Raw genomic sequence first — 23,602 nt, forward strand, 5'->3', positions numbered from 1 at the left:
TGCGTCACGCAGCGAAGGGACGCGGAGCGTCCCGGGCGGCATTCCCATGCGGAGCGTGGGAACGATCACTGCCGGGATGCGGAGCAGTTATCGTCCGCGCCCACTATCCAGCGGTAAAAATAATCAGCAATTACCTTTCCCCCCGTAGCCGGGAGCGGATGGATCTTGTCCGGGCCGATCATCGCGCCAGCATAGCGTTTGACGTCGGAACCAAAGGCGCATTGCAGATTGGCGTAACCCAGATGCTGCTCGTGGGCCCACGGCTGCAATACCTGCGCATACGCCGACATCGGGTAGGCGCTGGAGCGCGTGGTGTCCTGCCGCATGACCAGGTTGATGCTCGCGGCTGGCTGGATCTCGCGGATCATTCCCACCAGACCCTGGACGTTGTGCAGATATGCTTCGGGTTTCACCCCAAAACCCTGATCGTTGCCACCGAGCATGATCAGGTAAACGTCGGCGGGGATCTTCGACACGGCGGCTTTCCACTGCACCTGCCATTGCGGATCCTTGTGATAGAAATCGGCAGAGGCCGCACCAGAGGCGGCCAGTTTCGAGACCCGTATGCCGTTCTGATCGTTACTCATCCACAGCCCGAACAACGTCGGCGCACCCTTCACCACTTCCAGTTTGAATGACCAGTCTTTCGCTGCCGATAGCCCCGTCAGCGGCACCTCCTGAACGCCCGCGCCCGCTAGTTTCAAGGGTTGCCAGTCCTGCGTGGGCGCCCAGCGGTAGCGGATCTCGCTGGATTCGCCGTTGCCCAGATAAAGCAGTTTCGCCTGAGTGACCGCCGTGTCGATGCGCGGCGTAGGATTGGCATCCACTTGCAACCATGCGCCGGGCCGGCCTGTTACGGTGCGACTGTCCGGACTCGCCTGCCCCAGGTCTGAAACCTTCCAGCCCCCGCCAAAGTATTTGTCACTGCTGCGGGTGTATTTGAAATGCGTCCCGCCCAGCGCCGCACCGTGGTTGAAACCGACATAACCCGGTCCGGCAAATCCAACCTCCCCGGCCACGCGCTGCACCAGTTTGTTCAGATAGAAATCCTGCCCGGCGCTGTAACTGTCGCCGATTACCGAGACCGACAGAACCTTGCCGGCCTGGCCTTCACGCCATTGCGCAAACCGCTCACGCGCATCGCCCACCTCAACCACCGACGCTGCGACGGGTTGCGCGTCATCTACTGCCAACATGCAAAATTTCCTTAAATCCGTAGTGGAGGCTCGCTCCCACAGGGTTTGCGGTCATCCATTAAATCTGTGCATACCAATAAACCTGTGGGAGCTGGCTTGCCAGCGATGGCGGTGGATCAGGTAATGATCTGTACCTGACTCGACCCCATCGCTGGCAAGCCAGCTCCCACAGGGATCGTGTGACTTACAGGGATGATTGGGTTGTCACCACAGGAGTGATGGGCGCCAACGGTTTCTTCTTCGCCGCGCGCTCACCGAGGAACAACACAGAGGTGAAATTGAACCGACTGAAAATCATCGACAACACCACCGGCCCGAGCAAGCCGCACGCCACGCCACCGAATACCAGCAGGCTTTCATCCTTCACACCCAACCGCCCCAGCACAAACCGCGACGTGGCCGCGAACAACACATGGAACAGGAAAATCGCGTAGGAGTAACCACCCAGCCAGGTCAGCCACTTCGAGCGCATATCACTCGACAGCAACGCGATGCAGGACACGCAACCGACGGTCAGACCGATCAGACTACGGCGATCAACAATCAACTCACGATCAATCGCCGCCACGTACAACAGCGTCAGCGAAATCCCCACGAACACCAATGGGCCGATCACCTTGAACGCCTGCTTCAACCGGTCGACGTTCTCCTGCCCGATCATCCCCGCGACAAAAAACGGCAGCAGATAAATCGCGCCATTGATGCCAAACGCATCGAGCTTGAACGGTGGCAGCAGAAACAACACCGCCGCAAACGCGAACAGACCGAACAACCGCGCCGGAGAACGCAGCAAGCCCCGCCACTCCAGCAAGCCGACGAACATGAAAATGATGAACACCGCCTGCAAGAACCAGAAGTGATTGATCGGCACCCAGAACGACAGCAACGCGTCGATCACACCGACATCCTTGTTCACCCCCGGCCCCACCGCTTGCAGCACCGAGAACGGCACGCCGACGCAAAACAGCGGCACGATCAACCGCCGCACCTTGCCGCTGAAGAATGCCGAAAAGTCATTGCCGCGAATTTTGTAGATCGAATAGATGTAGCCGGAAATAAAGGTGAACAGCGGCATGCGCACGTACACCATGGAGTCGGCGATCACCCGGAACGGCGAGCCGATATCGATCTTCAGACCACCGCCCAGCGGCCCGATGACGTGATAGAGCACCAGCAACAGGCACGCCAGGCCGCGCAGGGTTTCGATCTCCAGGGACTTTTTCTTGCTCGACATAAAGCACCTGCCTCAATTCAGAATTCTTGATTCAACCTGCACCGGTTTGTTCGCCCGCAGCATCAAACCCAAACCGACAAACAGCACCGGCACGACCATGGAAAAGTGTCGGGCGAAGGAGCCGAAGTCCGGCTCGAACAAACCTTGCACCAGCAAAAACGCCAGCGGAATCGCGATCAGTTCCTTGGGTTTGGTCTGGATCGGCGCGCCCTTGTAGTCGGTCGAGGTGATGACTTTGAACAGCAGCAACGCGGTCATGATCATCAACGCGACGAAGATCACCTGACCCGGCCCGGAGAGCAGAATCAGTTCCACGGGGAACGACAGCCGAAAGAAGATGATCATCGAGTCCAGCGCCTGCGAGACGAAGTCACTGCCGCTGAGCCACGACACGATCAGCGATTTGGAACCCTCCTCGCCCGCCGTGCGCAACTCGTTGTTGCTGGCGCGAATCGACGACACCGGAAAACCCAGCGCCACCTGGATTGACATGGCCACCGCCAGGTAGAACAGGAACAGCATCAAAAAGAACGTCGTGCGCGACACGTACTTCTTCATCACGCAGACGCCAACCCACGACAGCGAAAACAGAATCCAGTAGGGCCGGATCAGCACGCCGTAAATCACCGCCGAGAGGAAGAAGCCGCCGCGATATTTGCGCGTCAACGAGCTGAGCAAAATGCTCAACACCGCCACCGACACAATGATTTCCTTGGTCAGGTTTTCCAGGAAGAACGAGCGCACGATGCCCCACAGACACAAGGTGCCGAAGATCGTCAGCGGCATACGCCGAAAGACCACCACCGGAATCGCCGTGAGGAAAAAGTTGCAGAACATCCCGTAGGCCCAGGCGTTGGTCAGGTTGATCCCGGTGGGTCGCAGCAGGAACGCCGAACACTCGTAAGAAGAACGATCCGGCGAGAACGGGTTCCAGAAATTGCAGTTGTCGGCACGCGCATAGGACGACCACAACGTCATCGCATCCGGGCCCGGATCGCGGGGGATCAGCAGCGGCATCGCCACCGACAGAAACAGCCCGGTGAAGAGGATCAGGAACGAGACGTACGAATCGAGTTTCTTTCCGCGAAACTCGATGCACGGCAGCTTCAGGCCCATGACACAGCAGCCTTTTTCGCGCCGGTCACACGGGTCAACAGGGCAATCACGCCGAGCTGCACGATGATCGCGAAGACGTTGCCCCAAGCCGCGCCATAGATCGAATAGTGCTTGATCAGTACGTAGCTGACCGGCACTGAAACCAGCAGGCAGATCGCCGCGCTGGCGAGTGACACCCGGCTGTTTTTCGAGGCGATCAAACCACCCCAGACGATGTCGCCAATCGCGCGCAGGGCGAAGGAGAAAATCAGCACGCCGAGGATCGCGTTGTCCGGGCGCGGCACGCTGGTGGCGACGTAATCGAGCACCACGTTGAAGAACAGATAAATCGCCACCGCCACCGCAGCCGAGACCACCAGCGAGCGCATGACCCATTTGTTCACGAACAGTTGCCTGACCGTGAACGCCTGTTGATCAGCCTGGAAACGCTTGGCGAGTACTGGAATGCCCACCACCGCCACCACCGCGTACGACAGCGCCTGCAACGTGTTGGCCGCCGACCACGCGTACACGTATTGACCGAGCCTGGCGTAGGGTTCGAGGTCGGCGATCAGAAAGCGTTCGGCGTACTGACTCAGCGCGATCAGCCCGGTGCCGAAGTAGAACGGCAGCCCGGCCTTCCACACGGTGGCCGTGGCCAGTGACCCTGCTTCCCGGCCGTGATGAACGTTCACCACGATCCAGTAACCGGCGATGATCACCAGCACGTTGGCGACCACCCACAACCACAACACACTGGCGATTCCCGACACCCAGCCGAGCATCATCCCGCCGACGGCCAACAACGCCCACAGGCCGGTCTTGATGAAGAACAACAGCGCGCCCGCCGTGGCTTTCTGCGCGGAAAACACGAACGAGTTGATCTCGAACGACAGGTGTTCGGTGAGCAGAACCAGCGTCACGCAGAGGATCAGCGCGGTTGTCGCATCGACCTGCTGGAACAGCGAATAAATCAGCACCGTCGCCACCGACAACAGCAATCCGACAGCGAGGTACAACAGCAACACCTTGTCGACCACCCGGCGCGAACTGCCACCGACGCTGATCAGCCGATTGATCTCCGAACTGAAACCGACACTGTAAAACTTCGAGGCGATCAACGACGCCGCGACCACCACGCCATAGAAACCCAAGGCCTCATAACCGAGGTAATGAGTGATCGCCAACACCAGCAAAAACTTCGCGCCCAAGGCTCCGCCGCGAAGCAATAGCCGAAATATCATCGAACGATCCCTTTGATGATCTCGTCCATGGCCACGGTTTTCGCCTCGATCTCGCGGCAGGTGTCGGTCAGGCGTTTGCCGAAGTTCGACAGTGCATTCGGCGCGTAGACCGTGTCGATGATGGTGTCGACATTGATGTCGCCGCCATTGATCACCCAGTCCTCGACACCCATGTCCTGATAGGCGCCAAAACCTTTGCGCTCGTAGCTGATGTGATACGCCGGCACGCCGGAGAGCAGCGACTCGATGGCGCCGTGCAGACGCACGGAAATCACCAGGTCCGGTTGGTATTTGGCGATGGTCGCCTTCAACGACAGCAAGTCTTCAGTAATGCCCAGTTCGCGATAGAACGCGCCGTCATCGTTACCGCGCACCGCGCTTTGCACCGCGCAGACCACTTTGCTTTTGTTCTTCAAACGCTGCAGCAGCAACTTCAGGTTGGCGACGTAGGCGAGTTTCTTTTCCTTGCTCCACTCCGGCGGCTTGCGCAGCACCACGCAGACCGTGGCCGGCGACGCTGCGCAACGGGTGAACTTGGGCTGCTGAAGAATTTTGCCGGCCAGCGACTGCACTGCGAGATCCGGCGCACGATAGACATTTTCGCAAGCATCAAAAATTGCCGAGGAGCGGTTGTCGCGCACGAACACCGCGTCGGCGCTGGCGTAGTGCTCGACGATCTTGCTGCTCTCGCCGTGGAACGGGCCGATGCTTTGCGGCAGGTACACCGACGGCACTTTGCTGAGGATCGCGGTTTCCAGTTGCTTGGCGTGGCCCAGCTTGAGTTTGATGTGTTCGAAGGCACTCTTCGAACGCATGTAGCCGCCGCCGACGCCGACGATCAAGTCGGTTTTCTTCAACAGATCGGCGAGCCCGGCGTAGGACTGATTGAGAAACACCGCTTGCTTGACCCGGCCCAAACCCTTGGCGGCCATCACCGGCGCGTCAAAACGCGGGTGCGGCAGATAGTTGAAGGACTCGGGATCGGAAGCCACGACGCTGATCGACGTGTCTTCACCAAAGTTGCGCTGCACCAGCGCAATTGCCAGATCGACCAGCAGACCGTCACCGGAGTTGGACGCACTGTAGCCATGCAAAATCGTTACGTTCATAAGCTGAGTTCTACTTAATAAGTGGGAGCGCAATACAAGTCGTAGGTCTGGCGGATCATCAAGGCAGCGCTGAAGCGCTCGCGGACGATGCTGCGACCTTCGTTGCCAAGGTCGAGCAAACGCGGCTTCTGGATGTTCGTCAGCACATCGGCCAGGGCCTGATGATCGCCGGAGGGGAAGACGTAGCCGGACACTTCATGGGTGACCAGTTCCGGCAGCGAAGTGCAGTTACTGGCGATCACCGGCAAGCCCATCGCCATGCCTTCCAGCGGCACCATCGCAAAGCCTTCCCAGCGACTCGGCACAATCAGCGCATCGGCTTTTTGATACAGCGCGTGCACTTCGGTCGGCGTCACCCATGGCAAATATTCGACACCAGCCATTGGCGGGCACTCGACCGCATCCTCGTTGACCGCACTGCCGACCACCGTCAGCTTGAGGTCGTTGCGCTGCACTTTGGCGTAGGCCTTGAGCAGCACATCGAAGCCTTTCTGGTAGTCGAGACGGCCGACAAACAGCAGATGAATCGGCTCGGGGGTGTTGGTTTTCGGCGCGTCTTCCTTGCGATGAATGCCGTTGTAGATCAGCTTCATGCGCTTGCGCTCGATGCCAAACTTCGCGGCTTTGTCGAGCTCGTACTGGCTGACGCAAATGATCACGTCGGTGACTTTCTGCAGCACCCGCTCGATCCACGCATAAGCTTTCTGCTTGGTCGGCGAGCTTTCCATCAGGAACGAAAAGGCATGCGGGCAGTAGACGATTTTCGGCTTGCGCCACGGTCGCAACAGCACGCACACGCAACGGCCGATCACCCCGGAAAAGGTGCTGTGCAAATGCACCACATCAGGCTTTTCCTTGAGCATCACCTGGGTCAGGCGCCAGGCGAAACGCAGCAGCGACGGCACATTGCGCCCGGTTCGAGGGAAGGTGCGGATCTGCTGCGCCGGGATGCCGTGCAGCTCTTTTTCCTGATCCTGCGGGACCAGATAGACCAGCTCATAGCTGGCAGCGTCGTCTTCGGGTGACGTCGAAATCGTGCGGATCACCGTCGCGACGCCACCTTTGATCGTTTCAGCCACGTGCAGTATTTTTTTCACAACTCACCCACTTCAAACATGTAAGAACGATCGCTGACTCAGGACTTGTCGGAGGCGTATTCGTAGTTGTAATAGCCGTAGCCGCCATTGCCGTAATAACTGGCTGCGCGCTTCTCGACGCCGTTGAACACCGCGCCTTTCAACTCGATGCCGTTCTGCGCGAAGCGGCGAATGGTCAGTTCGATCTCTTTGGCCGGGTTCACCCCGAAGCGCGTGACGATCAGGCTGATGCCGGCTTCACGGCCGACAATCGCTGCATCGGTCACTGCCAGCAGAGGCGGCGTATCGATGATCACCACGTCGTAAAGCTCGCTGAGTTCTGCCAGCAGCTCGCGGAAGTTGGCATGCATCAGCAGCTCGGAAGGATTGGGCGGCACCTGACCACGACTGATGAAGTGCAGGTCGGCGCCTTCGACTTTATTGATCGCCTGCTCAATCGTGCAGCGCTTGACCAACAGGTCTGACAGACCATTGGCGATCGGTACATTCAAAGTTTTGTGCAAATGCCCTTTGCGCATGTCGGCATCGATCAGCACCACACGTTGACCACTTTGCGCCATGACCGCAGCCAGGTTGGAAGACACAAACGTCTTGCCGACCTGCGGGCTCGGCCCGGAAATCATGATGCGGTTGTTGGTCGAGTCCAGGGCGGCGAAGTGCAGGCAAGTGCGCAGGCTGCGGATCGATTCGATGGACAGATCCGTCGGGTTGCGCAATGCCAACAGGTACGCCGGTTTGTCGACGCCATCACGGGCGCGACCTTTTTTGCCGTCCTCTTCCTGTTGCAATGCGCTGTAAGGAATCGAGGCGTACACCGGCAAACCGAGCTGCTCGATGGCTTCTGGTCCTTCCAGACCGCGACTCAGGGATTTACGCAACAACACCAGAGCCACACCGAGGAACCCGCCGAGAAAGGTCGCAATCAGCACAATCAGGGCTTTTTTCGGTTTGACCGGGCTGGTCAGGTCGACATCCGCCGTGTCGACCAGGCGCACGTTGCCGACGGCACCGGCGCGGATGATGTCCAGCTCCTGGGATTTGTTCAGCAGTTGTGTGTAGATCTGCGAGGCGACTTCGACGTCGCGGGTCAGGTTGAGCAGCTCTTGCTGCGTGGCCGGCAGGTCCTGGACTTTGCCTTCCAGCGACTTCTGTTGCTGGGTCAATTCGCCGATCTGGCTCATCAATGCGCGATAGGCCGGATGTTGTCGGGTGAATTTGCGGTCCATCTCCGCTTGCTGCATTTTCAGTTCGGAAATCCGCGTTTCGAGCGCTACGGACTGACCGAGCACCGACTGGGTTTCCAGGGAGATGTTCACGGTCCTGCCGTGAGTCTGGTAGGCATTGAGCGCATCGCTGGCCTTGGCCAGATCACGTTTGACCTGCGGTAACTGGCTTTGCAGGAAGGCCAGACTCTGCGCGGCTTCCGCCGAGGTGCGGCGCACGTTTTGTTCCACGTACAGCGCAGCAATCTTGTTGAGAATCTTCACCGCCTCGGCAGCGTCGGAACTGGCCAGTGCCAGGCGAATAATCCCCGACTCCTTGCCTTGCTCGGAAATATCCAGCGCATCCTGGTAGCCCTGGATGGTCACGATCCGTGGATTGCGCACCACTTCAAAGCGAGTGCCCGGGTTGGCCGACAGCTGTGTGATCAGCCCTTCTACGCCGTCTTGCGCGAAGGCTTCACCGGTGACGCCGTCAACCAGCACGTCGTCGTTTTCATCGAACAACTGGAAGTGATGCTGCTCGCCAGCGATCAGCGAGAGTTTCTTGCCGAGCAGTTCTTTCGGCAGGTCGAGCCGGGTGATCTCCACCCTCTCGCCGCCCCACGCGTAGCTGTTCAGGCCGAAACGTGGCGGCGCCACGCTGAACTCGGTTTCGCCACGATAACGACGGGCGAGAAAACCGCCGATCAGCGGGAAGGTGTTTGGGGTGACGTCGATGTCCAGACGCAAGTCATCGACGGTTTTGCCGATCACTGCGCGGGACTTGATGATGCCGATTTCGGTCACGGACGGCGATTGCCCACCGAGCATGCTGTTGAGATCGGAAAAACCGAGCATGTCGTTCTTTTTCGGTTCGACCTGAACCAGCGCGTTTGCCAGGTACACCGGCGTGGCCAAAACGGCATAGGCAACGCCGGCAGCCATGAAGGCACCGGTAAACGCACCGATCAACCATTTCTGGTCGATCAAACTGCCGAATATGCCGAGCAGATCAATACTGTCTTGATCGTTATCACGGTTGGCGATTACTGACGGTAACTGCATAAGTCTGTTCTTACCATTCACTGATCTGAAGAATATTCATCAACGTGCGAGACGTTGTGCCCATGAGCTGACAGCATCTTCAATCAATGCATGGGCATGAATAAAAGCGGCCTTGCCTTGACGATAGGGATCTTGTATTTCTCGCTCGCTCTGCCATTTGCCGAGCAAAAACACTTTGCCCCGCGCGTGAGAGGCAATCTTCAATACTTGATTAACGTGCTGTTTTTCCATGACCAGAATCAGATCTGATTCATTGACGATATCCGGCGTCAGTTGCCGCGCCTTGAAGCCTTCGGGGTTATGCCCGTGGTCTTGCAGAACCTGCCGGGCCGATGCCTCCACGCCTTCACCGACACGCGCCGAGAGGCCTGCGGAGGTCACCGAGATGTCTGCCGGGGCCAGCGCGTTGCGCAACAGAAGTTCTGCTGTCGGACTTCGGCATATATTGCCAACGCAGACGACAAGGATGTTTTTGAACAAGGTTTTCTTTCCTGTGTAATATCAAACTGCCAACATCCAGAGCGGTTTTTTAATGAACCCGCAAGATCTTCCTGCACTCGGAAATAGATTGACCCTGTTAGTAGCAGCGTATTAAGTACCACACCCCCAAAAGCACCCCAATCGGAATTAACGGACTAAAAATAACTGTGATTTTCAGCCAATCACTTCCTGACAAAAAATAACATTCATGCACTTAGTGCCATTGTTAGTTTCGTAATTCATGTAACGAGATAACTATTCGCCGTTGTCATTCCCATCGGGAGAACAGACATGAAACCAGCCCATCTCAAACGGCTCGCCCCTGCGTTGCTGGCACTCAGTGCCCTCACTCAAGTTCACGCCAGTGAGCTCTTCCCCAACCTCCCCGCCAAGACCATCGGTGTCCAGGTGAAGATCCAGAACTTCTCCGCTGAGGACGCCGCGCACATAAAAGACGCCGGATTCAGTTTTGTGCGCTTCGGCGTGTGGAGCGACAGCCTGACTGCCAAGGCTTATCAAAAACAGGTCAGCGATGCCTTCGCCGCGGCTAAATCTGCGGGCCTGCCGGTGTTGCTGACCGTGCGTGCCATCAAGCCTTTGCCCGCCACCTCAGCCACCGATCTGGCAACCGCCGGCGAATCGTTTGCCAATGCGCTGTCGGGCTTGGAAAACTCCTACAGCACACAACTGGTGGCGATTGAGATCTGGAATGAGCCAGATCTTGAGACCTATTGGCCGACGCGTCATTTCGACACGACGTTCGTGCCGTTCATGAGCGCTGTGTGCAAGTCGCTACAGGGCTCAGCGCAATCGACGCCGCTGGTCGGCTACGGTTTCGCCCGGCCACCGACTGCCGGCTCTGCTTCAACCGTGGCGCTCAACCGCATCGTCAGCGAATACCCCAAATGCCTGAGCGCGATTTCCTACCACCCTTACGGCATGACAGCCACGCAGATCAGCACCGCGCAGGCGTTTATTCAGCAAAACTTCCATCTGCCGGGGGTCATCAGTGAATGGGGCATATCGGCGCTCAGCTCCAATGGTGGCAACGACGGCCAGGCCAGCAAAGTCGGCGCCTTCATCGCCGATGTGAAAAAGCTCGGTATCCCGCTGACATCCCTCTATGAATGGCGAAACAGCGACTCGGGGAGTAACGAGCGCGAAAAGAACTTCGGCCTGCTGACCTCTGACGGCCAACCGAAGCCCGCGAAAATAGCCGCCGCAACTCAATTGAATGCCCAGTAGTCCGCGTGCGACTGACCTGTACGCAGGTCAGTTGCTTTGAACCTGTGAGCCGTTTTGGCATCGTATTCATCGATACCGCGCCCCCACCATTCAAACAATCGTTTTCAGGTTGTTGCCGCGAGGGCTATCGATACACGTACGCGCCCTTGAGTGGCTGTCAGCGCTCGGGTAATGTCGTCAAACCCACAGGACAGAGCACACACATGACTTCCAAGCTGGAACAACTCAAACAAATGACCACCGTGGTTGCCGACACTGGCGACTTCGAAGCGATCGCCCGGGTGAAACCGGTCGACGCCACCACCAACCCTTCCCTCCTACTTAAAGCCGCGGCCATTTCTGGTTACGCCGAGCTGCTGAACGCCTGCGTCAGCGACTGCAAGGGCGACGTCGGCCTGGCCAGCGACCGTTTCGGCGTCGCCGTGGGTCAGGAAATTCTCAAAGTGATCCCGGGCCGCATCTCCACCGAAGTGGATGCGCGCCTGTCGTTCGACAAAGACGCCGTGCTCAAGCGTGCGCATCGCCTGATCGAACTGTATGACAAGGCCGGCATTGGCCGCGACCGCGTACTGATCAAGATCGCTTCGACATGGGAAGGCATTCGCGCTGCCGAAGTGCTGGAGAAGGAAGGCATCCAGACCAACCTGACCCTGCTGTTCTCCTTCGCGCAAGCGGCAGCCTGCGCCGATGCCGGCGTATTCCTGATCTCGCCGTTCGTGGGCCGTATCTACGACTGGTACAAGAAGGCCAACGGCAACGACTACACCGGCGCCGATGATCCGGGCGTGCAGTCGGTAACGCGCATCTACAACTACTACAAGGCCAATGACTACAAGACCGTGGTCATGGGCGCGAGCTTCCGCAACCTGAACCAGATCGAGCAACTGGCCGGCTGCGATCGCCTGACCATCAGCCCGGACCTGATCGACAAGCTGGCAGCGGACACTGGCAAGCTGGAGCGCAAACTGGCCCCGGGTCATGCCGGTGAAGCGCGCCTGAGTTTGAACGAAGCGCAGTTCCGCTGGTTGTCCAACGAAGACGCGATGGCCACCGAGAAACTGGCCGAAGGCATTCGTCAGTTTGCCCGTGACCAGGAGAAGCTTGAGGCGCTGTTGCAGGCCAAGCTGTGATCTGAGTCGCAGGAATGCAAAAAGGGCGAACCCGGTTGGGTTCGCCCTTTTTTATGCAGTGCCGGAAGATGCATTGTCTGAACTGACGCCTTCGCGGGCAAGCCCGCTCCCACAGGGTCATGTGTGGAACAGAGACTCCGGGGGCACTCAATCACTGTGGGAGCTGGCTGCCAGCGATGAGGCCGGCTCAAACACCTTCTCTCTTAACAGATCAGTGTCTTTCGAGGGCATTCACCAGATCATGGAAGGCTTCACGGTTGGAATCATTCAGCCCCATGAGGATCTTGTGCGCTTCCAGCACCTTGATCCGCACCACTTCTTCCGACTGATCCTGATCAGGCAGATCGTCCAGGCATTCCGGGCACGGCACGGGATGGTTGACGATGTTGAACACCTGCTCGAAGCCCATCGATTGCAGGAGACGGGTGATGTCATCGTGGGTGGTAACGACGGTCGGCAGCAGGCCGACCTTCTGCCGCGACAGGATCGACAGCTTGGCCAACAGGCCCAGCGTGGTGCTGTCGATGCTGCGGGTTTCGGTCAAATCGATCACGATCGCGTTGAAATTCAGCGCGGTGAAGATTTTCTCAATAGTCGCATCCAACGCCGAACACATGGTCAGGCGAACTTCACCGACGAACTTCAGGACGAAGGTGCCATCCTGCTCGGCGAACTGGATTCTACCGGTACTCATTAAAGATTCCTGCTCAACACCAACAGGGCGATATCATCCGGCATCTCCCCTAGCGTGGCCAATCCAAACACTTGCCGCAGACCATCCAGGCTGCCGCCCGCTGACTTCACCCGCTGGGGCAAAGCCGCTTCTTTTTCTTTGAGCGTAGGTTCTGGCAATAGATCCAGAATGCCATCAGACATCAGCGTCAGGCTGAACGTCGGCGGCAGCTCAAGCACGTGATCTTCGTAAGTGGCTTCATTGAAAAGCCCCACCGGCAGACCACGTCCTTCCAGATAACGAACACTGTCAGGTGTGTACAACAGGGGCAAAGGCAGATGGCCGCCGATGCTATAGGTCAACAAACCGGTCTCCTCGTCGATGACTCCACCGACCATTGTGACGTGTTTGCCCAGCTTACAACTGATCAGCCCCCGGTTGATATGACCAAGCACTTCCGAAGGCTTGAATTCCGGCAAGGTGCCGTTGCGCTTGGACTCGAACAGCAAGCGCGTGGTCATGAACTTCAGCAGCACGGTGACAAAGGCTGATGAGGCACCATGACCGGATACATCCGCCAGGTAGAACGCAACCCGGCGCTCGTCGACACGGAAATAGTCGACAAAATCACCCGACAGGTACAACGACGGGATGATCTGGTGGGCAAACTTGAACTCGTCGATGCTCCACGGGCTTTCCGGCAGCATGTTCATCTGCACCTGGCGACCGGCGTTCTGGTCTTCCTGGAGCAGGTTCAGGCTGGCTTCGAGCTCGCGGTTGGCCTTTTCCAGCTTCTCGCGATAGCGCTGGTTTTCCAGCACCACGCGCGCACCAACCAGGGCCCGGCGCACGGAGTGCTCGAGCACAGCCAGATCTTCGAGAGGCTTGATCAGGTAATCCGCCGCGCCCAGGCGCAGGGCCTCGACCGCGTCGTTCATCACGCCGGCACCCGAAACCACAATCACCGGAGTTTGCGGCGACAGCTCGGTGACCTGACGGATGAGTTCGAGACCGCCCATCTGCGGCATGCGCAGATCGCAGATGACCAAGTCGGGCTTGTCTTGCTCGAATACCTGAAGACCCTGTTGGCCGTTGCTGGCCTGCAGGACGCTGAAACCACTGTCTTCCAAATAGGCCGCGAGGCTCGCGCGCACTACTTCGTCATCATCGATTATCAGCAGCGTGGCACTGGTTTTTGGCATGTGGGCAAACGGCGCCAGAATTAGGTTGGCGTAGTTGGCGGGGCGACTGGCCCTGCACTGACTACTGGATTCGCTTTCTAGCCTCTCTGCTGCACCGCTTTCGAGCGTTAGCTCCGTACACGGTTGCACCAGAGGTGCCCTTCTAAGGCGCAGACGGTACTCCCATCCGCGGGGCGTTTCAAGCATGCGCCGATGGTCGCTTGACGACTTTACTTGTCAAATCACCGAGAGTTATAAGAACAGCTCAAACCGTAACCCAATGGAAGGACGAAACCATGAGTCAAACCGGTCGGGACTACAGCGAAAAGCGCGATTTCATCCGCATGCGGGTCGATGCCGATGTCGTGTTGATTCATGCAGGTGATGAGGTTTCAGCGGTGTGCATCGACCTCTCGAGCAGTGGCATGCAGGTCGAGGCGCCGCGTCAGTTCGCGGTTGGCGACCGCTTGAGCGTATGCATCGACTCCGAGCATGCGGCACTCAGCGGCCTTGAGGCCGAGACCGAAGTCGTCTGGGTCAAGGCGCAGGATGACAAGACTCAGCGCCTCGGCCTGACCATTCTGCAGATGACATAAGCACACACAAAAAAGGCGACCTGGAGGTCGCCTTCTTCATTCTATCGGTCGAAATCAAAAATCGTCTTCGACCTGACCATCCTTCACCTTGAACTCACGGTTCTGCAAGTAGGCGTTGCGGATGAAGGTGTATTTGTCGCCGCTGATCAACTTCTCGCTCGACAGCAGGCTGGCGCGGGTGTCGACGATGTTCAGGCCGAACACCGAGTTACGCACCGGCACGTCGTTGATGTAGCGGTAAGGACCGGTGTAGCTGTCGACGTATTTCGACGGCGCATCACGCAGGGTGCTTGGGCCCATCAGCGGCAGCATCACGTATGGACCACTGCCGACGCCCCAGTAGCCGAGGGTCTGGCCGAAGTCTTCATCGCTGCGATTGAGGCCCATTTTGGTGCCGACATCGAAGAAGCCGAGCAGACCGAACGTGGTGTTGAAGATAAGGCGTGCGGTGTCGACGCCAGCCGCAGCCGGTTTGGCCTGCAGGATGTTGTTCGCCAGGTTGGTGACATCACCGACGTTGCGGAACATGTTGTGGATGCCATCTTCGAGAAATTGCGGCGTCACAAACTCGTAGCCTTGCGCCAGCGGCTTCAGCGCGTAGGTGTCGACGAAGTCGTTGAACTCGAAGATCGGACGGTTGACGCTCTCCCAAGGGTCTTCTTCCGTTGCCGCTTGAGTGGCGAACGGCGCCAGCAGCAGGCCGGCATATACACAAAGCTGAGCGAGCGAAGGGCTCCAGCGCATAGAAAAACTCCTTGGATTTGTACTGGCGCGAGCAGCTTCGCCCGGGCGTAAGGCCGCTAGTATAAGCGCAAAAGGTCTTTTGGGCAGTCTGGGAATGAAGCTACTTGTAGGACGTTTCCAGCGCCCTGTTCACAGGCCTGTCATCCAACTGTCACGGGCGCGCCCTAGCCTTATGGTTATTTCAGGGACGCTGCCATGTCACATGCCGAAACCTTGCCCCTCGCTGCACCCGGCCTGACCGCCGTATTGTTCGGTCTCAGCGGATGCCTGGTGGATTTCGGTGCTCGCGCCCGGCAACAGACCATTTCCCTGCCCGAACAGGCCGAAGCCACACCGGGCGCACTCGACAGCTTGCACAGTTTGCAGCGCCAGCAGATTCCCTGCGCCTGGATCGACGAATTGCCCCCTGCCCTTGCACTGCCGCTGTCGGCGACTCTGCCGGCGTGGATCAAGCCTGCGCAACATTCGGCAACAATCAATCCATGGCCCGCTCCCCACGCGTGCTGGCAGGCACTGATTGACCTGAACGTCGGCAGCCTGGACGGTTGCGTCCTGGTCAGCGGCGAACCACGTCTGCTGCAATCGGGGCTGAATGCCGGGTTATGGACCATTGGCCTTGCGTCCTGCGGTTCGCTCTGCGGCCTGGCACCGGGCGAGTGGCAGGCCTTGAGCCAGAAAGAACGCGAGCAACTGCGCGGCAAGGCGACGGTGCAGTTGTTCGGGCTTGGCGTGCACTCGGTGATCGATCATCTGGGCGAGCTGGAGACCTGTCTGGCGGACATCAGCCTGCGCCGTCTCAAAGGCGAAAAGCCCTGATCGGGATCATGCAGGTTGTACGAGAGTGGATTAATCTAAAGGTCAGCCATAGACCTTTGGCGCGCGGCTGCGGTCAATGCCAGTGCCTCTCGATAAAAGGAAAACACCATGCCCGCCCAAGAACTGCAAAAACAGCTCGATACCCTGCGCGAGCAGCTGGAGCAGAATCCGCCGCTGTCGGAAGTCGAACGTGAAGATTTGCATGCGCTGATGGCGCAGATTGAATCTGAAATCAAACTGGAGTCGGCTACTCAGGACGCCAGCATCGCCGATGGCGTGAATCTGGCAGTTGATCGCTTCGAACTCGAACACCCGGCCATTGCCGGCACCTTGCGCAACATCGTCAATGCGCTGGGCAGCATGGGGATCTGATTCCCCCGCATGCAAAAAAGCCCTGCCATTTCTGGCAGGGCTTTTTCATTTCTACTGTGGCAATGCAATACCCTGTAGGAGTGAGCCTGCTCGCGATAGCTGACTGACATTCAACGTTGATGTCGACTGCTGCACCGCTATCGCGAGCAGGCTCACTCCTACATTGGTTAATTTATTGACGCACCAAGCGATGGTTCGGCAGTTGTACGCTTTCGGTGCTGCGATACGGGTTGATATCCAACCCACCGCGACGCACGTAACGAGCAAACACCGTCAATTTCTCCGGCTTCAGCAACCGCTGCAGATCAAGAAAGATCCGCTCCACGCACTGCTCATGGAAGTCCGAGTGCTGGCGGAAGCTGACGATATATTCCAGCAGACTGGCGTGATCCAGCGCCGAGCCGCGATATTCCACCACCACACTGCCCCAGTCCGGCTGACTGGTCACCGGGCAATTGGACTTGAGCAAATGGCTGTGCACGCTTTCCTCGACGATGCGCGAATCATCGCAGCGCAGCAGTTCCGGACGCGGGTGCTCGTAGTTGCTGACGCTGATATCCAGATCGTCGATGCACACGCCGGGCAGTGCCACAACACCTTCCGCCTCAACGTCTTTCAGGCTGCGAACCCGCACACCGACCGGCTTGCCGGCAGCGGCAGACAGGTCTTTGACCAGCGTCGCTTCCAACGTCGCGATATCGGCAAACGCGGTCTGGTTCAGCGAGTTCAGGTACAGCTTGAACGACTTCGATTCGATGATGTTCGGCGAATCCGCCGGTATGCTGAACTCACCGATCGCTACCACCGGCTTGCCCGACGGCAGCAGCCACGACAATTCGAAGCAGTTCCAGAAATCCACGCCTTTATACGGCAGGGTTTCGGCGGTCAGGCCCAATTCGGCCCATTTCGCGGTACGCGGAATCGGGAACAGCAGGGACGGCGTGTAGGTGGCGATGTATTCGCTGGACTTGCCCAGCGGCGAATGTTCGGCTGCGGGATGCATGGCGGAAACCTGACTGAAGAATCAGCGGATTCTACCAGCCTTTGCTCGCGCCTTTGAGTGCTTACTGACTGACAGTCAGTTTGCCGACCATGCCGGCCTGATAATGCCCGGGAATATTGCAGGCGAACTCCAGGCTGGTGGCCTTGCTGAAGGTCCAGGTCAGCTCGGCGGTTTCGCCCGGCTCCACCAGCACACTGTTGGGATCGTCATGCTTCATGCCATGGCCCATCGCAGCGTGATCCATGCCCGCCATGTCGTGGGACATTTCTTTCATGCCAGTAGGCGTGAGCATGCCGCTTTGCTGCATCTGCAACATTTCCTGCTGATGTGCGGCGTGCATTGCCGCGTCACCGAGGTTGAATTCGTGCAGCAACTGGCCTTTATTCACCAGTACAAAGCGAATCGTCTCACCCGCTTTGACTTGAATCGCCTTCGGATCGAACGACATGTCGTTCAGCACCACCTCGACGCTGCGTGTAGCCTTCGCGGCGGGCGCCGGCTGGCCGAAATCGTAGCTGTGCGCAGGTCCGGCCCAGACCGGTGAACTCAGCGCCAGCAAACAGGCCGCGACGGCCAGAGGGTTGCGCAAAAACATCGTCGTACTCCAACAAGATAAGGTTCAGCCTGTGGGAAACTTTAGCCGGCCTGCGCTGGCATCTCCCTGACAGGCAGATTACAACTTTGTCAGGTTGGCGGTTATCGCCTGCTCTCACGGTATAAAGCTTTCGTTATTACGCCCCGAACCCACCCGAGTTACCCATGAAACTGTTGATCGTCGAAGACCAAGCGAAAACCGGCCAATACCTGCGCCAAGGCCTGACCGAAGCCGGCTTCAACACCGAACTGGTGGCCGACGGCAACAGCGGGCAGCAACTGGCCTTGAGCGGCGACTACGCGCTGTTGATCCTCGACGTGATGCTGCCCGGGCGCAGTGGCTGGCAGATTCTGCACGCGGTGCGCAGCGCCGGTCTCGACACGCCGGTACTGTTTCTGACAGCCAAAGACGCCGTGGAGGACAGGGTTCACGGCCTCGAACTCGGCGCCGACGATTATCTGGTCAAGCCTTTCGCCTTCTCCGAACTGCTCGCGCGGGTGCGCAGCCTGCTGCGTCGCGGCAGCGCCACGCCGCAGGAAACCAGCCTGCAACTGGCCGACCTGCGCCTGGACCTGATTCGCCGCCGGGTCGAGCGCAGCGGTCAACGCATCGACCTGACCGCCAAGGAATTCGCCTTGCTGGAAATGCTCCTGCGCCGTCAGGGCGAAGTGCTGCCAAAGTCGTTGATCGCCTCGCAGGTGTGGGACATGAATTTCGACAGCGACACCAACGTGATTGAAGTGGCGATCCGCCGTTTGCGCTTGAAGGTCGATGACGAATTCCCCAACAAACTGATCCACACCGTACGCGGCATGGGTTATGTGCTTGAGGAGCGTCAAGCCTGATGCGCCGCCTGTCCTTGAGTTCGCGTCTGGCCCTGCTGTTTGCCGCTTGCACCGCCGTGGTATCACTGTTTGCCGGGGTGTTGTTCAGCCGCGCCAGCGAGGCGCACTTCATTGAGCTCGACCAGCAATTGCTGGACGGCAAACTGATCGGCCTGCGCCGCGCCTTGCAGGATGTTCAGGCCAATGAAAGTGAGGCGCGGTTGGCGGATGAACTGAGTCGCCAGGCCGATCTGTCACTGCGCATCACTGGCGGTGACGGCCAACGTTGGTACGACAGCTCGATCCATGTACCGCGCGATCTGCCGCAAACCAGCGGTTTGTCGACCATCAGTGACGCGGGCACCGATTATCGTGTGCTCAACGCCCCGCTCTACCCGGACAAAAGCGACTCGCCCCAATTGACCCTGTTGCTGGACATCACCCATCACCAGCATTTCCTGCAACGCATGCAGCATTTGATCTGGCTGACCGTTGGCCTCTCTGCACTGGCTACCGCGCTACTCGGTGCCTGGGCCGCCCGCAGTGGCTTGCGTCCACTGCGGCGCATGAGTGCCGTCGCCCGTGGGATTTTTGCCCAATCGCTCAATGCCCGACTGCCGGAAGCGCAAATGCCGCCAGAGCTAACGGAATTGGCCCACAGCTTTAACGCCATGCTCGGACGACTCGACGACTCGTTTCAACGGCTGTCTGCGTTTTCTGCCGACATCGCCCATGAACTGCGCACACCGCTGTCGAACCTGCTGACCCACACCCAGGTCACCCTCACCCGCCCGCGACCGCTGGAAGACTACTGCGAAGCACTGCACAGCAACCTCGAAGAACTGCAATGGATGGCGCAACTGGTCAATGACATGTTGTATCTGGCCAAGGCTGACCACGGATTGTTGATGCCCAAGCGTGAGGCGCTGGAACTGGCGGATGAAACGGATGTGCTTTTGGAGTTTTTTGCGCCGCTGGCGGAGGACTTCGGGGTCAAGTTGACGCGCGAGGGCCATGCGCGGATCGAAGGTGATCGCAGTATGTTGCGTCGGGCGTTGTCGAACTTGCTGGATAACGCGCTGCGTTTTACCCCGGTTGAGGGCTACGTAAGTTTGCGGATCGTTGATCAACCGAGCGCTGTGCGCATTTCAGTCGAGAACAGTGGCGAGGGGATTTCTGCGGAGTTGTTGCCACGGCTGTTCGACCGGTTTTATCGGGCCGATCCGGCGCGGCAGGAAGGCAGCAGTGAGCATGCGGGGTTGGGGTTGGGGTTGGCGATTACTCAATCGATAGTCCGCGCCCATAGTGGGCAGATTCATTGCGAATCAGAAACTGGATGGACACGGTTTGTGATTGAGTTGCCGAAGAAGGATTGAGGCTCGCCGTTCCGGCCCCATCGCGGGCAAGCCCGCTCCCACAGGTTCCGAGTCGTTTTAAAAATTCGTGCCCGACTCAAAACACTGTGGGAGCGGGCTTGCCCGCGATAGCAAATTCAAAGCTTACGAATATCTCAGCGCATGAGCCGGCTCGATCTTCGCCGCCCGCCACGCCGGATACACCGTCGCCAGGAAGCTCAAGATGAACCCGGCAGAGCAGATCAACAGCACGTCCCCGCCCTGCAATTCGGAAGGCAAGTTGCTGACGAAATACACATCGGAACTGAAAATGTGCTGCCCGCTCACCCGCTCGACCCAGCCGACCAGTTCGCTGACGTTCAGCGCCGCGATCACACCCAGCACGCCACCAATCAAGGTGCCGACAATGCCGATCACCGTGCCCTGCACCATGAAGATCGCCATGATCTGCCGGGGCGTGGCACCAATGGTGCGCAGAATCGCGATGTCCGCGCCCTTGTCGTTCACCACCATGATCAGCGTCGCGATGATGTTGAATGCCGCCACCGCGACGATCATCAGCAATAGCAGGCCGATCATGGTTTTTTCCATTTTCATCGCACTGAACAGGCTGCCCTGGGTGTGGGTCCAGTCGTCAGCCTTGAAATCGGCACCTAGGGCGGCGGCGATGTCCGAGGAGACTTTCGGCGCGGCGTACAGGTCTTTCACCGCCAGACGCACGCTCTGCACCTGATTCGGCTCCCAGTGCTGCATGGTCGCCGCATCGGCCACATGAATCAGACCCATCGAGCCGTCCAGTTCCGCGCCCACCTTGAACACACCCACCACGTTCAACCGCTGCATACGCGGGGTGATGCCACCCGGTGCGGTGCTGACTTCCGGCACGATCAGGGTGATCTTGTCGCCGACATTCAAACGGAAACGGCGGGCGGTAATCTCACCGATCACCACGCCAAACTCACCGGGCTTCAAGGCATCGAGCCGGCCCTGGACGATGTGCTGGGCGACGATCGAGACTTTGCCTTCCTGGGCCGGATCGACACCGCTGATCTGGATCGGCTGCATCAAGCCTTTGTAAGACAGCATGCCTTCCATTTCGGTAAACGGCACGGCGGCGGTTACTTCGGGATTTTTCATCGCGGCGGCGGCCACCGGCTGCCAGTCATCAATCGGCTTCACGCCAACGATGGTCGCGTGCGGCACCATGCCGAGGATGCGCGAGCTCATTTCGCGCTGGAAGCCGTTCATCACCGACAACACCACGATCATCGCCAACACGCCGAGGGCGAGGCCGATCATCGAGGTCATCGAAATGAACGAAACAAAGCGATTGCGGCGCTTGGCTCGGGTATAGCGCGCGCCGATAAAGATCGATAACGGTCTGAACATTCGCTGGGGCACCGTATAAAAATAAAAGACCCGGCGTCTTTGCAGACGCCGGGTTTCAACCCGTCAGATGGGCGTGAGGCAACCTTCTTGCAGGTGCAATACGCGATCCATCTGGCGGGCCAGGTTCATGTCGTGGGTCACTACCAGAAACGCGGTACGCATCGAGGTGCTGAGTTCCAGCATCAGATCCTGAATACCCTGCGCGGTGTGGGAGTCGAGGTTGCCGGTTGGCTCGTCGAGCATCACCAGGCCCGGTTTGTTGACCAAAGCGCGGGCGATGGCGACACGCTGACGCTCGCCACCGGACAGTTCCGCCGGTTTGTGCTCAAGGCGATGGCCCAGCCCTACCCGCTCCAGCAGCGCGGTAGCACGCTGACGGGCTTCCGGGATCGGCGTCTTGCCAATCAACAGCGGCATGCAGACGTTTTCCAGCGCGGTGAATTCCGGCAGCAAGTGGTGGAACTGGTAAACGAAACCGAGCGCGCTGTTACGCAGCAGGCCGCGCTTTTTCTCACTCAGCGCCGACAGTTCTTCACCGTCGAGCCAGACACTGCCCTTGGTTGGCGTGTCGAGGCCGCCCAACAGGTTGAGCAAGGTACTTTTGCCCGAACCCGAGGTGCCGACAATCGCCACTCGCTCGCCCGGGTGCAACTCCAGTTGCAGACCTGCCAGCACTTCTACCGACTCCGGGCCTTCCTCGTAGGATTTGCCCAGGTTGCGGCAGCTCAAGATTGCTTTTTCACTCATGCCCGACTCACTCATAACGTAGCGCCTCCGCCGGCTGGGTGCGCGCGGCACGCCAGGCGGGATACAGGGTGGCGAGGAAACTCAAGACCAACGCCGCGGCGCAGACCATTACGACATCCTGGCTCTGCACCTGCGACGGAAGATAATCAATGAAATACACGTCAGCATTAAGGAATTTGTGGCCGATCAGCCCTTCGAGGGCGGAAATCGCGGCGCTGACATTAAGCGCGGCGAAGATCCCGACCACTGCGCCAATCGCCGTGCCGACCACGCCGATGACCGTGCCCTGGACCATGAAGGTGCGCATGATCGTGCCCGGTGTTGCGCCCAATGTGCGCAGAATGGCGATGTCGCCTTTCTTGTCGTTCACCACCATCACCAGTGTGGAAATGATGTTGAACGCCGCCACGGCAACAATCAGCAGCAACAGCAGGCCGATCATGGCTTTTTCCATGCGGATCGCCTGATACAGATTGCCGTGCGTGCGCGTCCAGTCGCGGGCGTAGTAATGGTCTTCGCCAAGCTGCTGGGCGATGTTCCATGCCACGCGCGGTGCCTGGAACAGATCGTCGAACTTCAGGCGAATGCCCTGCACCTGATCAGGCTTCCAGCGATGCATTTTCGCCAGATCCTGCAGGTTGGTAACGCCCAGATAACCATCGAGCTCGCCGGCACCGACATGGAAAATGCCGACCACGGTGAAGCGTTTCATGCGCGGGAACATCCCGGCCGGGGTCACGCTGACCTCCGGCGCGACGAAGGTGATCTTGTCACCGATGCCCACGCCGAGCTTGGTCGCGGCTTTATCGCCAATCACGATGCCGAAGCTGCCCGGCGTCAAATCGTCGAGTTTGCCCTGCTTCATGAAGTTGTCGATGATCGACACATTGCGCTCAAGCGCAGGGTCGATGGCGTTGAGCAACACCTTGGACACCTGACCGTTATTGGTCAGCAGCCCCTGCATTTGAGTGAACGGCGCAACCGCCGTCACCTGCGGGTTCTGCTTGACCTGGGTGGCCAGGCTTTGCCAATCGCTGATCGGCTCGGTGGATTCGATGGTCGCGTGGGGCACCATGCCCAGCACGCGGGTGCGCATCTCATGATCGAAGCCATTCATCACCGAGAGCACGACGATCATCACGACCACGCCAAGCGCGAGCCCGATCATCGAAGTCAGGGAAATGAATGACACAACATGCTTGCGACGCTT

The 23,602-nt window shown here is 58.7% G+C and carries 23 protein-coding genes; 7 read left to right on the plus strand and 16 right to left on the minus strand.

Annotation, left to right across the window (positions count from 1 at the left end):
* Nucleotides 1–65: 65 nt before the first annotated feature.
* The 8 genes from ACIONG_RS08850 to ACIONG_RS08885 form a co-directional block, all read right to left on the minus strand.
* Nucleotides 66–1,196 carry an SGNH/GDSL hydrolase family protein gene (locus ACIONG_RS08850; protein WP_401298292.1) on the minus strand — a complete coding sequence of 377 codons (1,131 nt, stop codon included), beginning with the start codon at nucleotides 1,194–1,196 and terminating at the stop codon, nucleotides 66–68.
* 184 nt (nucleotides 1,197–1,380) lie between these two features.
* A complete protein-coding gene (locus ACIONG_RS08855; RefSeq protein ID WP_401298295.1) occupies nucleotides 1,381–2,430 on the minus strand; it encodes an acyltransferase family protein in 1,050 nt (349 codons plus the stop codon).
* A 12-nt stretch (nucleotides 2,431–2,442) separates the two neighbouring features.
* Nucleotides 2,443–3,546 (minus strand): hypothetical protein, encoded by a 1,104-nt coding sequence (locus ACIONG_RS08860; RefSeq protein ID WP_401298298.1) that lies wholly within the window; start codon nucleotides 3,544–3,546, stop codon nucleotides 2,443–2,445.
* On the minus strand, nucleotides 3,537–4,769 hold the full coding sequence (locus tag ACIONG_RS08865) for a phosphoribosylaminoimidazole carboxylase (protein ID WP_401298301.1): 1,233 nt from the start codon (nucleotides 4,767–4,769) through the stop codon (nucleotides 3,537–3,539). Before ACIONG_RS08865 ends, ACIONG_RS08860 begins: the two co-directional genes overlap by 10 nt.
* Complete coding sequence (locus ACIONG_RS08870; RefSeq protein WP_213026118.1) at nucleotides 4,766–5,878, minus strand: polysaccharide pyruvyl transferase family protein; 1,113 nt, start codon at nucleotides 5,876–5,878, stop codon at nucleotides 4,766–4,768. The genes ACIONG_RS08865 and ACIONG_RS08870 overlap by 4 nt, the downstream gene beginning before the upstream one ends.
* A gap of 14 nt (nucleotides 5,879–5,892) precedes the next feature.
* Complete coding sequence (locus ACIONG_RS08875) at nucleotides 5,893–6,975, minus strand: glycosyltransferase (RefSeq protein ID WP_401298305.1); 1,083 nt, start codon at nucleotides 6,973–6,975, stop codon at nucleotides 5,893–5,895.
* A gap of 38 nt (nucleotides 6,976–7,013) precedes the next feature.
* A complete protein-coding gene (locus ACIONG_RS08880; RefSeq protein WP_401298308.1) occupies nucleotides 7,014–9,242 on the minus strand; it encodes a polysaccharide biosynthesis tyrosine autokinase in 2,229 nt (742 codons plus the stop codon).
* Nucleotides 9,243–9,281: 39 nt separating this feature from the next.
* A complete protein-coding gene (locus ACIONG_RS08885) occupies nucleotides 9,282–9,722 on the minus strand; it encodes a low molecular weight protein-tyrosine-phosphatase (protein ID WP_401298310.1) in 441 nt (146 codons plus the stop codon).
* Between the two features lie 291 nt (nucleotides 9,723–10,013).
* Here ACIONG_RS08885 and ACIONG_RS08890 point away from each other — a divergent pair, with 291 nt between their 5' ends.
* The gene (locus ACIONG_RS08890; protein ID WP_401298313.1) at nucleotides 10,014–10,967 is read left to right on the plus strand and encodes a glycosyl hydrolase family 5; all 954 of its coding nucleotides are present in this window, start codon (nucleotides 10,014–10,016) and stop codon (nucleotides 10,965–10,967) included.
* A gap of 203 nt (nucleotides 10,968–11,170) precedes the next feature.
* Nucleotides 11,171–12,097 (plus strand): transaldolase, encoded by a 927-nt coding sequence (gene tal / locus ACIONG_RS08895; protein ID WP_213026123.1) that lies wholly within the window; start codon nucleotides 11,171–11,173, stop codon nucleotides 12,095–12,097.
* Nucleotides 12,098–12,308: 211 nt separating this feature from the next.
* On the opposite strand, the gene rssC is transcribed toward tal, so the two are convergent.
* Together rssC and rssB are read right to left on the minus strand one after the other, a co-directional pair.
* Complete coding sequence (gene rssC, locus ACIONG_RS08900; RefSeq protein WP_401298316.1) at nucleotides 12,309–12,791, minus strand: anti-sigma factor antagonist RssC; 483 nt, start codon at nucleotides 12,789–12,791, stop codon at nucleotides 12,309–12,311.
* Nucleotides 12,791–13,972 (minus strand): two-component system response regulator RssB, encoded by a 1,182-nt coding sequence (rssB, locus tag ACIONG_RS08905; protein ID WP_401298318.1) that lies wholly within the window; start codon nucleotides 13,970–13,972, stop codon nucleotides 12,791–12,793. The genes rssC and rssB overlap by 1 nt, the downstream gene beginning before the upstream one ends.
* A 275-nt stretch (nucleotides 13,973–14,247) precedes the next feature.
* Here rssB and ACIONG_RS08910 point away from each other — a divergent pair, with 275 nt between their 5' ends.
* Entirely contained in the window at nucleotides 14,248–14,547 is a 300-nt protein-coding gene (locus tag ACIONG_RS08910; protein ID WP_401298321.1) for a PilZ domain-containing protein, read from the plus strand.
* 54 nt (nucleotides 14,548–14,601) lie between these two features.
* Here the strand turns inward: ACIONG_RS08910 and ACIONG_RS08915 are convergent, their stop codons facing one another.
* Entirely contained in the window at nucleotides 14,602–15,291 is a 690-nt protein-coding gene (locus tag ACIONG_RS08915) for a VacJ family lipoprotein (RefSeq protein ID WP_103305087.1), read from the minus strand.
* Between the two features lie 195 nt (nucleotides 15,292–15,486).
* On the opposite strand from ACIONG_RS08915, the gene ACIONG_RS08920 reads away from it, so the two are divergent.
* Together ACIONG_RS08920 and ACIONG_RS08925 are read left to right on the plus strand one after the other, a co-directional pair.
* Complete coding sequence (locus tag ACIONG_RS08920) at nucleotides 15,487–16,107, plus strand: HAD family phosphatase (protein WP_401298325.1); 621 nt, start codon at nucleotides 15,487–15,489, stop codon at nucleotides 16,105–16,107.
* A gap of 108 nt (nucleotides 16,108–16,215) precedes the next feature.
* Nucleotides 16,216–16,479, plus strand: a complete 264-nt coding sequence (locus ACIONG_RS08925) for a DUF4404 family protein (protein WP_103305085.1) — start codon at nucleotides 16,216–16,218, stop codon at nucleotides 16,477–16,479.
* Between the two features lie 172 nt (nucleotides 16,480–16,651).
* Here ACIONG_RS08925 and queF read toward each other — a convergent pair whose 3' ends face one another.
* Together queF and ACIONG_RS08935 are read right to left on the minus strand one after the other, a co-directional pair.
* Complete coding sequence (gene queF, locus ACIONG_RS08930) at nucleotides 16,652–17,482, minus strand: NADPH-dependent 7-cyano-7-deazaguanine reductase QueF (protein WP_103305084.1); 831 nt, start codon at nucleotides 17,480–17,482, stop codon at nucleotides 16,652–16,654.
* A gap of 61 nt (nucleotides 17,483–17,543) precedes the next feature.
* Nucleotides 17,544–18,077, minus strand: coding sequence for a plastocyanin/azurin family copper-binding protein (locus ACIONG_RS08935; RefSeq protein WP_401298329.1), 534 nt, complete (start codon nucleotides 18,075–18,077; stop codon nucleotides 17,544–17,546).
* 164 nt (nucleotides 18,078–18,241) lie between these two features.
* On the opposite strand from ACIONG_RS08935, the gene ACIONG_RS08940 reads away from it, so the two are divergent.
* Together ACIONG_RS08940 and ACIONG_RS08945 are read left to right on the plus strand one after the other, a co-directional pair.
* Nucleotides 18,242–18,922, plus strand: coding sequence for a heavy metal response regulator transcription factor (locus tag ACIONG_RS08940; RefSeq protein ID WP_213026127.1), 681 nt, complete (start codon nucleotides 18,242–18,244; stop codon nucleotides 18,920–18,922).
* A complete protein-coding gene (locus tag ACIONG_RS08945; RefSeq protein ID WP_401298333.1) occupies nucleotides 18,922–20,277 on the plus strand; it encodes a heavy metal sensor histidine kinase in 1,356 nt (451 codons plus the stop codon). Before ACIONG_RS08940 ends, ACIONG_RS08945 begins: the two co-directional genes overlap by 1 nt.
* Before the next feature lie 123 nt (nucleotides 20,278–20,400).
* Here ACIONG_RS08945 and ACIONG_RS08950 read toward each other — a convergent pair whose 3' ends face one another.
* The 3 genes from ACIONG_RS08950 to ACIONG_RS08960 form a co-directional block, all read right to left on the minus strand.
* Nucleotides 20,401–21,645 carry a lipoprotein-releasing ABC transporter permease subunit gene (locus tag ACIONG_RS08950; RefSeq protein WP_401298335.1) on the minus strand — a complete coding sequence of 415 codons (1,245 nt, stop codon included), beginning with the start codon at nucleotides 21,643–21,645 and terminating at the stop codon, nucleotides 20,401–20,403.
* 63 nt (nucleotides 21,646–21,708) lie between these two features.
* Nucleotides 21,709–22,392 carry a lipoprotein-releasing ABC transporter ATP-binding protein LolD gene (gene lolD / locus ACIONG_RS08955; protein ID WP_401298338.1) on the minus strand — a complete coding sequence of 228 codons (684 nt, stop codon included), beginning with the start codon at nucleotides 22,390–22,392 and terminating at the stop codon, nucleotides 21,709–21,711.
* Between the two features lie 7 nt (nucleotides 22,393–22,399).
* Nucleotides 22,400–23,602: lipoprotein-releasing ABC transporter permease subunit (locus ACIONG_RS08960; protein WP_401298340.1), on the minus strand; the 1,203-nt coding region annotated here is incomplete at its 5' end.

This window comes from Pseudomonas sp. NPDC087817 (assembly GCF_044742875.1).
GTDB lineage: Bacteria > Pseudomonadota > Gammaproteobacteria > Pseudomonadales > Pseudomonadaceae > Aquipseudomonas.